The sequence below is a fragment of the Bacillus sp. FJAT-44742 genome, from assembly GCF_002797315.1.
GTDB classification, from domain to species: Bacteria; Bacillota; Bacilli; order Bacillales; family Marinococcaceae; genus Thalassorhabdus; species Thalassorhabdus alkalitolerans.
In genome coordinates this window covers 2,569,858-2,582,018 of sequence record NZ_KZ454936.1, presented here as the reverse complement: position 1 = coordinate 2,582,018, position 12,161 = coordinate 2,569,858, and the positions used below count along the sequence as shown (strand labels likewise).

Genomic DNA, 12,161 nt, shown 5'->3' with positions numbered 1-12,161 from the left:
TATTGACTACTTTAGTTTTATTTGGCAGCTTTGCTTTCTTTTTGCTCCTTAGCGTTCCTATTGGGATCGCTTTAGGTCTTGCTTCGTTAATAGCTATTATTTATTCAGGGACATTGCCAGTTGAGTTTTTAGTCCAAGGACTAATTACTTCGATAGATTCATTTCCGTTAATGGCTGTGCCTTTTTTTATACTAGCTGGCGAAATTATGGGGAAAGGCGGGGTGTCTGAAAGGTTATTTAATGTAGCCAATTCTCTTGTAGGAAACAAAACAGGAGGATTTGCTATTGCCACAATTATTACTTGTATGTTTTTTGCAGCAATTTCGGGTTCTGGACCCGCTACAGTTGCAGCTATAGGGGGAATTATGATTCCTGCTATGGTAAGGCAGGGATATGATAAAAAGTTCGCAACGGCTACCGTAGCTGCAGCCGGCTCACTTGGAGTCATTATTCCCCCGAGTATACCTATGGTTATATACGGGGTAACAGGAAGTACTTCAATCGGCAATTTATTTATTGCGGGGATTATCCCCGGTTTACTTGTAGGAGGAGCTCTTATTCTTTATGCTTACTTATATTCCAAAAAGATGGGATACAGGGGCCTTGAGAAAAAAACTTCAATAAAAGGAATAGGAAAAGCTGTATGGGATGCTAAATGGGCTTTGTTAATTCCTGTTATTATTTTAGGAGGAATTTACGGGGGAGTTTTCACTCCTACTGAAGCAGCTGTTGTCGCTGTGGTTTACGGGTTGTTTGCCGGGATCGTGCTTTACCGGGAACTTAAGCTTACAATGCTTCCTAAGGTATTTGCTGATGCGGCTTTAACTACGGCTACCGTCCTTATTATAGTAGGGACTGCTACTGCCTTTGGACGCCTGCTAACAGTTGAACAAATTCCTAATCAAGTAGCTGAAGGCATGATGTCAGTATCTCAAAACCCACTTATTATCATACTTATGATAACAGTACTCCTTCTTGTTGTAGGGTGCTTCATGGATACGCTCGCTGCTATAATCATACTTACCCCTATTTTACTTCCGATTGCCGTTAATTTAGGGTATGATCCTGTTCATTTCGGAATTATTATGATTGTTAACTTAGCAGTAGGATTTATTACTCCTCCCCTTGGGGTTAATTTATTTGTAGGAGCGGGGATCTCCGGCCTTTCAATTGAATCACTGTCCAAGGCTGTAGTCCCTTACTTTGTCGCTATGATTTTAACTTTACTAATTATTATCTTTATTCCGGAACTTTCCACCTACTTGCCGCAATTTAGAAACTAGAATACAAGACAAGCTGAACTGAACCCAATTGTTCGTAACATATTACAATTGGGAGCAGTTTTTTTATGCAAAACTAGTAACCGGGTTTGACAAAAGGAGAGGTTTAACCTTTGAATTGAAAAGGAAACTTTGAAATAGAGGGAAAATTATGTTAAGTAAGGAATAGGGAATTTTTCCACTATACTATGAAAGTAAGGGAGTGTTTCGAATGAAAGTTACTTATCATGGACATTCTGTTGTAGCTATTGAAACGAACGGAAAGAAAATCATAATTGATCCTTTTATTACAGGGAATGGTATGTGTGATTTAGAAGCGGGAAACGTAGAGGCAGATGTGATCCTGCTTACCCATGGACATAATGATCATGTAGGAGATACGGTAGAGTTAGCAAAAAAGAATGATGCACTCGTAGTAGCTCCTTTTGAATTGGCTACTTATTTAGGATGGCAAGGGGTAAATACCCATCCAATGCACATTGGCGGGGGCCACGATTTTGATTTCGGTCATGTTAAGCTTACACAAGCCTTCCATGGCTCTGCTTACACAGAAGAAGAAAACCAGCGCATTGTATATACAGGCATGCCGGCAGGAATCCTATTTACAGCAGAAGGGAAAACAATCTACCATATGGGGGATACAGGGCTTTTCTCTGACATAAAATTAATTGCAGAACGCACAAAAGTAGATTTGCTGTTTGTGCCTATTGGTGACAACTTCACCATGGGACCGGAAGATGCCAAGACAGCTGTAGAATGGATTAGCCCTGAGTACACCGTTCCTATGCACTATAACACTATGCCTGTGATTAAACAGGACCCCAAGAAATTCGTAGATTCTCTTGAAGATACGAAAGGGAAAGCATTAGAAGCTGGAGAATCTATCGAACTGTAGACTTTTCCCCAGCAATAGCCCTCTGCTCTTAAAGCAGAGGGTGTCTTTTTGTGTATTTTTAAAGACACTTAATCAACCTGATATAAAACAACGTAAGGTTGGTTCTTCCGTGTCTTGATTTACAAGACCCCCAACTTTATAATGAAAAGTAGTACAGTGACCGCATTTTAATGAAACAGATCAGATAACTGACAAGGGGGGCTTCCAGTGGCAACCAAGCACGAACAAATTTTACAGCATATTACTGAACTTGGCGTGGGAGAGAAAATTTCAGTGCGCCAAATTGCAAAGTTTCTGAATGTAAGTGAAGGAACAGCTTACAGGGCGATTAAGGATGCAGAAAATCAAGGCCTGGTAACAACCATTGAGCGAGTGGGGACAATTAGGATAGAAAAGAAGCAAAAGGACAATATTGAAAAACTGACATACGCTGAAGTTGTTAACATAGTGGACGGGCATGTACTTGGAGGAAGGAATGGACTGCACAAAACGTTAAATCGGTTTGTCATCGGCGCGATGAAGCTTGAGGCAATGATGAGGTACGTAGAAGCAGGAAATCTTTTAATTGTAGGGAACCGTTATCAAGTACATAAGCTTGCTCTCGAGGCAGGCTCGGCTGTTCTCATTACAGGAGGGTTTGATACAAACGAAGATGTGATTGAACTGGCGGATGAGCTTGAACTGCCTGTCATTACAACGAGCTATGATACCTTTACTGTCGCTGCAATGATTAATCGGGCGATATATGATCAGTTGATTAAAAAGGAAATTGCAGTCGTTGATGACATTTTAATTCCTCTTCAGGATACCTACTTTATGACCACAGAGAATACAGTAGAAAAGTGGCATGAACTAAACGAGCGGACAGGCCACAGCCGCTATCCTGTCATAGATGAAGACATGAAAGTAAAAGGAATGGTTGCAGCCAAGGATGTACTGGGAGCTCAGTATCACATTCCTATCGAAAAAGTAATGACTAAATCGCCAATTACAGTGAATGAAAGAACATCCATTGCTTCCGTAGCTCATGTGATGGTTTGGGAAGGAATTGAACTGCTTCCTGTTATTGATCACCACAGTAAGCTTCTTGGTGTCATCAGCAGACAAGACGTGTTAAAAGCTTTGCAGATGATCCAACGGCAGCCCCATGTTGGTGAAACGATTGAAGATACAATTACAAGCAGGTTTCATGATACAACTACAGGCTCTGAATATGACTTCCAATGTGAAGTTTCTCCTCAAATGACCAATCACCTAGGTATGCTTTCATACGGTGTTATTACCACCCTCGTTACAGAAACAGGCAGCAGAGTCCTCCGGCAATACAAAAGAGGAGACCTGGTTGTAGAAAATATTACACTGTATTTCATTAAGCCTGTCCAGATAGAAAGTACCATTGAAACAAAAGGAAGAGTGCTTGAAGTAGGGAGAAAATACGGGAAAATGGATGTAGAGTTGTACCATGAAGGAAAGATTGTAGGTAAAGCTTTGTTAATGGCACAGCTTTTAGAAAGATAGAATAGAAAAAAGCATGAGCCGGCGTCTTAGCTGCCGGTCATGCTTTAAAAACGTAGCCTTATGCTTTCACACGTGCATCTTCTGCTTCTTTTTCGACAAAAGGAAGGTAGTGCTTATAGCCTTTGTATCCTAGTAAAACATTTGCTCCTCCAAGCAGGATGAATACGAGGCCAATAATCAATTCGAGATTGCTTCTTGGCGTTAAGGCAAGGTTTAAACCAAAAGCTGCGACAAACGTTCCCAAAGCCATCGTGGCTTTCATTTGCTGCCACCTTTTCTCGGCGGGAGCTTTCGTTCGGATAACTTTTGCTTTATAAAATATATACATAGCAACAGCTAGGACAATTATCACGACAAGTATTTGTGTCATAGGACCCCTCCTGGATGTTTTCTGTCTTTCATTTTACCTTCCCCGACTCAAAATGCCAAATGCTTTTTAAGAAAAGCCGACTTGGCAGCATGAAATTTGTGTGACAAGATATAGTAAGTAATCAGGGCCGTCATTGGTTGTAACGAATGAAAGTGAGGGGTATTGATGAAAAAAGAGATAATAGAAATGATCAACATGTATAACAAGATCATTATTCACCGCCACGAAAGCCCGGATCCTGATGCCCTTGGTTCACAGGGAGGGCTTGCCCGGCTGCTAAAAGACACCTTTCCAGAAAAAGAGGTCTATGTGACTGGGGAGGAAGAGCCTTCCTTAACCTTTCTCCTGAAGATGGATACTGTGGAAGATAAAACATATCAAGGCTCCCTTGTCATTGTATGTGATACAGCAAACCAGGAGAGGGTCAGTGATAAGCGATATAGGCTAGGTGATAAAATCATTAAAATTGATCACCACCCAAATGATGAGCCCTATGGCGACATCGTATGGGTAGATACTTCTGCAAGCTCCACCAGTGAAATGATCACCGAGCTGTACATGGAGGTTCAGGAGGAATGGAACCTGACAAAGGAGTCAGCCCGTCTTCTTTATGCAGGGATTGTGGGGGACACAGGTCGTTTTCGATTTCCTAACACGACAGCAAAGACCCTCCAGTTTACAGCGGAACTTATAAAAATTGATTTTGACAGAACTGAGCTATATACAAAGATGTATGAAAAGCCGGAAAATCTGGTTCGTTTTCAAGGAAGAGTGCTGCAGGATTTTGAAATGCGGAAAAGCGGATTAGGGATATCGTATTTACCTCAAAGTCTCCTGAAAGAATGTAAGGTGTCTTTAAATGAATCTTCGGCAGTGGTGAACTCATTTAGTGAAGTAGAAGGAATCAAGGCCTGGGTCTTTTTTGTAGAAAACGAAGATGGAAGTTATCGTGTGCGGCTTCGTTCAAAAGGGCCGATCATTAATAAGGTCGCTGCACAATTTGATGGGGGAGGACATCCTATGGCTGCAGGGGCAAAGGCAAGGAATACAGCCGAAACAAAAGAAATTATCTCTCTTCTTGAAAAAGAGTGCCTGCAATACTCCTTTATATAGGAGCCTTTGCTTCTCATCGCCAGTACTGTTAGTTTTTTGAGTGGTATTGTTAAGTGAGAGGAATTTTACAAAGGGGAAACACTTGGTCTTACAGAGCCAAAAATGAAAGAATCCCGGCAGATAAGCCGGGGTTCTATTATTCTTTTTTATTGCTCGGTATAAACCAGGACCCTAAATCTGTAATATCCTCGTACACATCAATTCCTTGTTTTTGAAGTTCTTTTCGTATCATGGCTGTAACTTCCTTCGATTCCGCAAAAGCAGAGTATCCTGCTTTAATCTTATCTACTTTCTGAAGCGCGAGTTCTTTTCGGTTCATGACCATTTCCTTACCAGTCATATCCAAACCAACACACCTCCTCTAAGTGAATGGTAGGTTCAAGGGAAGGCAACATTTGATAAACAAGGGTGCCTCTTCTACATTATACTCTTCCCTCTATTATAACTAAAATATCAAGTTTTGTAGCCTGTTTTTATTATTTTTTAAAACGATTGTGCTTAGCGGTTTTTGGGGTTGATTTTTAGATGTAGTTCTAATGTAGTGTACATATATATTTGTTCCACTTTTACATGGTACAACTGCTCACCTACTAAGAATTCTTTGTTTTCAATCGTCTTTATCATTAGTTCTTTATTTGTAACCACACTTTCTATGTCACTATTTTTTATGCCTTTCAGCTCATTTTCTATTTGCTGTCTAAGTTCATGGAGAGTGAGTTCGCTTAAACGGATTCTTTCTTCGTTTGTGAAATATACAAGGATTTCTTGAATGGTTAATTTCTTTTCGTTTTCTTCGTTTAATTTTTTTTCTTCACTTCTAAGCATTTCAATCGTTTCCTGTTGGGCTTCAATAGTAAGCTGCTGTTTTTTTAAATCTATAATCAATTTTTCATGAATTGCACCAAATTCATATAAAAAAAAACCCCATCCAAAGAGAGCGCCTATTACGAAGCCAGCAAATAGACGCTGCCACCCAGGGTGTTTGTAGTAGGGAGGAATTCTCATGGGCTTAAATGCTCCTGCGTAATCCACTGAATAAGAACTGTGCCAGTGTTAGCTCCTCCTAAGGCTGCAAGAATCATAAAAATCGTCCGGTACATGTCATCATGTGTGCCGTAAAAGAGTCCTCTTTCTAATGACGTAATGGCATCAAATGTACCGCCGATAGCTGCTACCAGAGCCCAGATTTTCAAGCTTGCGGCCAAGTCATGAATAGTTGATAAAGGAGGCTTTCCGATAAGGAACGCGCCAATTCCTCCAATAATAGCACCGCCTATAATGACGCCAAAGGCGACGAAGAAATCAATCACCAGAGTAGCAATAAAGTCACGGTTCAGCATTGCTATTGCTCCTTTCTATTCCTCACAATTTATGGGGAAGGGGACAAGGGTCCTTTTACTAAATATAGTTGCCTGTTTAGAGGAATATGCTTGTTTTCAAAGAGGAAGCTCTTCATACTTATAGTAATAACCGAGAAAGAAAGGGCGGATTGATTTGGCTTTCGTCCATTTACATATTCATACAGAATACAGTTTATTAAAAAGTACGGCCAGGATAGATGAACTTGTACAAAGAGCTAAGAAACTAAATATGGGCGCTTTAGCGATCACAGATAAAAACGTCCTCCATGGAATTGTCCCTTTTTATAAAGCTTGTAAAAAGGAGGGTATTAAGCCTTTAGCAGGCATTGAACTGGACATTCAAATAGGCCGAGAAAATGCCTATCCACTGGTATTTCTAGCAGAAAACCAAAGTGGATATCAAAACCTTTTGCAGCTGGCTACAACAGCTAATAAGCAAGCAGCAGAACCATTTCTTACATTCGAAGAACTTCAAGGAAGCCTGGAAGGAGTCATATGCCTGATTCCCTGGGGCGAAAGTGAACTGTTTTTTTCCATTCAGCAGAGGGAAAAAGAAAGGATCCTTTCCCTTGTGGACAAACTCAAACACTTATTTTCTGAAGGTTACCTGTATATGGAATGGTCCCCTCAGGGAACAGAGAGAGAAAAACGAACCTGGGAAAAAGCAGCGGAAAGGTTTGAGATTCCCATGGCAGCTGGGGCTAACGTTCATGTCATTGACGAAGATGAAAATGAAACCAGATCTGCCTTGGAAGCAATTAAAGAAGGAAAGAGTCTAAAAGAAGTTAAAGAGAATGCAGACCCTTCTCGAGGAAGGTTTTGTACAGAAGAGGGAATCAGAAAAAGAGGCGCTCCAGAAAAAGCCCTGCAAAACACAGAAAACATTGCAAACCGATGCAGCTGGGAGCTTCCTCTTGGTGAACTGAACATGCCAAGATTCCCTCTTCCACATGGAATAAGCACAGAAAAAGAGCTGAAAAGGCTGTGTGAAGAGGGGGCTGTGAAGAGGTACGGCAGCCTGAATGAAGAGATAAGAAAACGCCTTCAAAAGGAACTGGAAACGATTAACGAGATGGGGTTTGCCGATTACTTCCTCATTGTATGGGACTTTATCTCCTATGCAAAAAATAGGGGGATTCTTGTGGGCCCTGGGAGAGGATCGGCAGCAGGATCTCTAGTAGCTTATGTATTGTTTATCACAGAAATAGATCCATTGAAATATAACCTGATCTTTGAACGTTTTTTAAACCCGGAGAGAATCTCACTTCCCGACATTGATATAGATTTTCCTGATTATCGCCGGGAAGAAGTGATTTCTTATGTTGTTGAAAAATATGGAAAAAACCACGTGGCACAGATTGTGACGTTTGGGACATTTGGGGCTCGTGCTGCGATAAGAGATGTTGGTAAGATTCTGGAGACTCCTCAAGGCTTAATCGATCGATTAGCCTCTATGATCCCGCCTGAAAGTACAAGCTTACCTAAAGCGGCTGAGGAAAATCCTGAGCTGCTCGAGATATTGCGAAAGGATAAAGAGGCCAAGGCTGTTTTCGCTTTAGCTTCAAAAGTTGAGGGCCTGCCAAGGCATACATCTATTCATGCTGCTGGAATAGTGATGAGTCAGACACCGCTTTATGAGATTACAGCACTTTCAGAGAGGAAAAATGATACGTTAGTTACCCAATTTCCGATGAATGATCTCGAAGAGCTGGGACTTCTGAAGATGGATTTTCTCGGATTAAAAAACCTAACGCTTATAGAGAAAATCATTCTCTCTGTGAAACGAAGAACAGGCAAAACAATGATCATAAATGAGATACCATTAAACGATTCACTCACCTTTGAGTATTTAGCAAAGGGGGATACTACAGGAGTCTTTCAACTGGAGTCAGAAGGAATGAGGCAAGTGCTGAAAAACCTTCACCCAACTTCCTTTGAGGATATAGTCGCTGTCAATGCACTTTACAGGCCAGGTCCCATGGAGAACATTCCTGTCTATATTGACGGTAAACACAGCAAAAGACCAATAACATATCCTCATGAAAAGCTGCGCTCAATTCTGGAACCAACTTACGGAGTAATCATTTATCAGGAACAAATCATGAAAATAGCAGAAGAACTTGCAGGATATACCTTAGCGGAAGCCGACCTTTTACGCCGGGCGGTGAGTAAGAAGGATAGAGAAATACTTGAAAAAGAACGCCTTCATTTCGTAGAGAGGGCAGCCAAACAAGGTATTAGCAATGAGACTGCTGAAAGAGTTTACAGCTTAGTTGTTCGTTTTGCTGATTATGGCTTCAACCGGAGCCATGCAGTTGCATACAGTTTCATTGCATATCAGTTGGCTTATCTTAAAGCTCACTATCCGGCAGACTTTTATGCAGCACTCATTACTACGAATATAAATAACTCTCAAAAGGTAGGACTGTACTTAAGAGAAGCCAAGCATCATGGGCTGCAAGTTACGCCTCCTTCAATCAACAAAAGCCAATTGGGATTTTCGGCTGCTGGGGAAGAAATAGTGTTTGGCTTAATAGGAATTAAACATCTAGGGAAAAATGGAGTCAAAGCAATCCTTCAAGCAAGGATGAAGGGGAATTTTAAAAGCTTCATCGATTTTTTTATGAAGGTGGATGCTGGCAGTATTGAACGCAGGGGGATAGAATCCTTGATTAAGGCTGGTGCATTCGATGAGCTGGGGAAGGATAGGGCTGTTTTACTGGCTTCTTTGGATGCAGCTATTGAATTTGCGGAATTTCAGAGGGATATTGGCAGTTTATTTGAACAGGGAGAAGCCGATTTTCGCTATATAGATCAGGAGCCCTTTACAGACATTGAAAAATATGAAGGAGAAAAAGAAGTGACAGGGTTTTACCTAAGTGGCCATCCCCTTTCCCAGTATCAGAAAGTAATTGCCCCGTTTCAGCCAGTGCCCCTTGCAGAGAACCTTGGTGGCGACAGGGGAACAAAAGCTTTGGCAGGGATTATCGAACAACTGTCAACCATCCGCACTAAAACTGGACAGAAAATGGCTTTTTTGAGTATGACTGATGGTGAAGGAGTCTGTGACGTTGTAGTCTTTCCAGACCTTTACCGCAGAGCAGGTTCATTGCTTACCCTTCAGTCTCCCATACTGGCCGTTGGGGTTCCGGACAAAAAAAGCCAGGGAAATAAACTTCTTGCAAACAGCATCTTTCACCTTGATGACCTTTTAAAAGATGCAAGCAAGAATTTATATTTAAAAATCAGTCCCGAGCAGGACAACCATCAAATCCTTCAGCAGGTGAAGAAGGTGATAAATTCTTACCCGGGACCTGTGCCTGTTCAACTCTTTTATGAAAAAGAAAAAAAAATGATCCAGCTGTCCGATGAAAACCGCGTGAATGCTACAGAGAGGTGCATTTCACAGTTACAGTTTATTTTATCTTCTGAACACGTTGTTTTAAAAGCAGAGTAAAAGGGTGAACAACTCCTTTAGTTTTGTTATAATAAGGACAGTTTTTCAAGTGGTCTGACCAATATGGATCAGAATGGGACGGATAGTCCCTTATATACTTATGAATTGCTTAAACACATAAAAGGAGAGTGGAGAGTGTGTCTACGTTAAGAGAAGAAGCTTTACATCTTCATAAAGTAAATCAAGGAAAATTGGAATCGAAAGCCAAGGTGCCTGTCCAAAATGCACGTGACTTAAGTTTGGCGTATTCCCCGGGAGTTGCTGAGCCATGCAAAGCAATCTTTGATGACCAGCAGAAAGTATTTGATTATACAATGAAAGGCAATATGGTTGCTGTAGTTTCTGATGGTTCAGCTGTACTGGGTCTTGGAAATATTGGTGCTGAAGCATCCCTGCCTGTAATGGAAGGAAAAGCTGTTCTCTTTAAGTCCTTTGCAGGAGTGGACGCTTTCCCTATCTGCCTTGGTACCTCTGATGTCGATAAAATTGTAGAGACAGTAAAACTCCTTGAGCCGACATTTGGTGGTGTGAATTTAGAGGACATTGCAGCTCCAAATTGCTTTATTATCGAAGAAAGATTAAAAAAAGAGGCAAATATTCCTGTGTTCCACGATGACCAGCATGGAACAGCAATTGTGACTGCCGCTGGCTTAATTAACGCTTTGAAGGTAACTGGAAAATCATTATCAGAAATTCGTGTCGTTATCAATGGAGCTGGTTCAGCAGGTATTGCTATTATCAAGCTGCTACAGCGTCTCGGAGTTCGTGATGTCATTTTATGTGACTCAAAGGGAGCCATTTTTGAAGGCCGTTCATACGGGATGAATGATGTGAAATCTGAAATTGCTAAAGTTACAAATAAAGATAATGCAGAAGGATCACTAGAGGACGTTGTTAAAAACACTGATGTATTTATTGGTGTATCCGTAGCTGGGGCGTTAACCGAAGAAATGGTTAAATCTATGAACCAGGATCCGATCATCTTTGCCATGGCTAATCCGGACCCTGAAATTCTTCCGGACACTGCAAAAGAAGCAGGAGCAAGTGTCGTCGGTACTGGACGCTCCGACTTTCCTAACCAAGTGAACAACGTTCTTGCATTCCCGGGAATTTTCCGCGGAGCCTTGGATGTAAATGCAACCCACATTAACGAAGAAATGAAAAAAGCAGCTGTTTATGCAATTGCAGAACTTATTGATGAAAGAGACGTGACTCCTGATTACGTTATCCCGGCGCCATTTGATGGCAGAGTTGCCCCTGCAGTGGCTGCCGCTGTAGCAAAAGCAGCTATGGAAACAGGAGTGGCCAGAAAGAACGTGGATCCTGAAAAAGTAGCTGAGAAAACTAGAGAACTTTCAATTATTGACAAAGAGCAATAAAATGATTCGATAATAAAGATGTTTTCCTGGTTGAAAAATTGAAATATGGCGGTGATGATGATTATGTCATCACAAGAAAAGGTATACATTGAAGTTATTAAGGAAATAAATCGAATGATTCATACGAATGGCTTAAAGAGCGGAGACAAACTTCCCTCGGAACGAGAAATGAGTGATCGGCTTCATGTCGGTCGCTCTTCTGTTCGTGAAGCCTTCCGATCCCTCGAACTTCTTGACCTGATCGAAACTAGGCGTGGAGAAGGTACGTTTATGAAAGAGGCAGGAGGAAAGCGCCTTGTAGAAATAATTGCTTCTTTTATTCTTAAGGATGAAAAAGCCCGCCGTGACCTTGCAGAAACAAGAAAAGTAGTAGAAGTCGAAGCGCTTCGTCTAGCCTGCTGCAGAGCAAGGCAAGAGGAAATCGAAGAGCTTGAGGATTTGCTTGCTTCATATGAGGGAAAAGTGAAGTGTGGTACGCTTCCTTTTGAGGAAGATTATCTTTTTCATAAAAAGCTTGTTAAACTTTCAGGAAATCATTTAATGCATCAAATATGGATTCCCTTAGTAGAGTACACAAAAGCTGCGTTAAAAGAATCTTTATCCAGGCCTGGAAGACCCTCTCATTCCTATGAAGAACATGTCCAGATTTACAAAGCACTTAAATCCAGAGATGAGAATAAAGCGATTAAAGCACTAAGTGATCATTTAGAAAATAGTGCATTTTAGGCTCCAAGAATTTTTTATGGGTAAAACAACTCCTTTTTCTACAATTTCCCCTATGCTGAGTA

General features: G+C 41.2%; 11 protein-coding genes. 7 read left to right on the top strand and 4 right to left on the bottom strand.

The features are described 5' to 3' along the window. Nucleotides 1–2 precede the first annotated feature (2 nt). From CEF17_RS12840 to CEF17_RS12830, 3 genes are all read left to right on the top strand, one after another. Complete coding sequence (locus tag CEF17_RS12840; protein ID WP_100399870.1) at nt 3–1,283, top strand: TRAP transporter large permease; 1,281 nt, start codon at nt 3–5, stop codon at nt 1,281–1,283. 208 nt (nt 1,284–1,491) lie between these two features. Further along, the gene (locus CEF17_RS12835) at nt 1,492–2,175 is read left to right on the top strand and encodes a metal-dependent hydrolase (protein ID WP_100399869.1); all 684 of its coding nucleotides are present in this window, start codon (nt 1,492–1,494) and stop codon (nt 2,173–2,175) included. Between the two features lie 207 nt (nt 2,176–2,382). After that, complete coding sequence (locus CEF17_RS12830; RefSeq protein WP_100399868.1) at nt 2,383–3,693, top strand: CBS domain-containing protein; 1,311 nt, start codon at nt 2,383–2,385, stop codon at nt 3,691–3,693. A gap of 58 nt (nt 3,694–3,751) precedes the next feature. Here CEF17_RS12830 and CEF17_RS12825 read toward each other — a convergent pair whose 3' ends face one another. Beyond that, nucleotides 3,752–4,063 (bottom strand): YtpI family protein, encoded by a 312-nt coding sequence (locus CEF17_RS12825; protein ID WP_100399867.1) that lies wholly within the window; start codon nt 4,061–4,063, stop codon nt 3,752–3,754. 165 nt (nt 4,064–4,228) lie between these two features. Between CEF17_RS12825 and CEF17_RS12820 the strand changes: the two genes are divergently transcribed. After that, on the top strand, nt 4,229–5,176 hold the full coding sequence (locus tag CEF17_RS12820) for a DHH family phosphoesterase (RefSeq protein ID WP_100399866.1): 948 nt from the start codon (nt 4,229–4,231) through the stop codon (nt 5,174–5,176). A gap of 136 nt (nt 5,177–5,312) precedes the next feature. Here CEF17_RS12820 and CEF17_RS12815 read toward each other — a convergent pair whose 3' ends face one another. From CEF17_RS12815 to CEF17_RS12805, 3 genes are all read right to left on the bottom strand, one after another. Then, nucleotides 5,313–5,522, bottom strand: a complete 210-nt coding sequence (locus CEF17_RS12815; protein WP_198153392.1) for a hypothetical protein — start codon at nt 5,520–5,522, stop codon at nt 5,313–5,315. Nucleotides 5,523–5,674: 152 nt separating this feature from the next. Continuing rightward, nucleotides 5,675–6,181 (bottom strand): sporulation membrane protein YtrI, encoded by a 507-nt coding sequence (gene ytrI, locus CEF17_RS12810; RefSeq protein WP_100399865.1) that lies wholly within the window; start codon nt 6,179–6,181, stop codon nt 5,675–5,677. After that, nucleotides 6,178–6,516 (bottom strand): sporulation membrane protein YtrH, encoded by a 339-nt coding sequence (locus tag CEF17_RS12805; protein WP_100399864.1) that lies wholly within the window; start codon nt 6,514–6,516, stop codon nt 6,178–6,180. The genes ytrI and CEF17_RS12805 overlap by 4 nt, the downstream gene beginning before the upstream one ends. 154 nt (nt 6,517–6,670) lie before the next feature. Between CEF17_RS12805 and dnaE the strand changes: the two genes are divergently transcribed. The 3 genes from dnaE to CEF17_RS12790 all read left to right on the top strand — a co-directional run bounded on the left by dnaE (nt 6,671) and on the right by CEF17_RS12790 (nt 12,099). Further along, a complete protein-coding gene (dnaE, locus tag CEF17_RS12800; RefSeq protein ID WP_157843032.1) occupies nt 6,671–9,994 on the top strand; it encodes a DNA polymerase III subunit alpha in 3,324 nt (1,107 codons plus the stop codon). A 137-nt stretch (nt 9,995–10,131) separates the two neighbouring features. After that, the gene (locus tag CEF17_RS12795; RefSeq protein ID WP_100399862.1) at nt 10,132–11,373 is read left to right on the top strand and encodes an NADP-dependent malic enzyme; all 1,242 of its coding nucleotides are present in this window, start codon (nt 10,132–10,134) and stop codon (nt 11,371–11,373) included. Nucleotides 11,374–11,418: 45 nt separating this feature from the next. Then, the gene (locus CEF17_RS12790) at nt 11,419–12,099 is read left to right on the top strand and encodes a FadR/GntR family transcriptional regulator (protein WP_232725502.1); all 681 of its coding nucleotides are present in this window, start codon (nt 11,419–11,421) and stop codon (nt 12,097–12,099) included. Nucleotides 12,100–12,161: the final 62 nt, after the last annotated feature.

Coding starts and splice junctions, on each gene's coding strand:
- CEF17_RS12820 (WP_100399866.1), top strand. CDS start 4,229: ATGAAAAAAGAGATAATAGAAATGATCAACATGTATAACAAGATCATT.
- CEF17_RS12790 (WP_232725502.1), top strand. CDS start 11,419: ATGGCGGTGATGATGATTATGTCATCACAAGAAAAGGTATACATTGAA.
- CEF17_RS12805 (WP_100399864.1), bottom strand. CDS start 6,516: ATGCTGAACCGTGACTTTATTGCTACTCTGGTGATTGATTTCTTCGTC.
- ytrI (WP_100399865.1), bottom strand. CDS start 6,181: ATGAGAATTCCTCCCTACTACAAACACCCTGGGTGGCAGCGTCTATTT.
- CEF17_RS12835 (WP_100399869.1), top strand. CDS start 1,492: ATGAAAGTTACTTATCATGGACATTCTGTTGTAGCTATTGAAACGAAC.
- CEF17_RS12825 (WP_100399867.1), bottom strand. CDS start 4,063: ATGACACAAATACTTGTCGTGATAATTGTCCTAGCTGTTGCTATGTAT.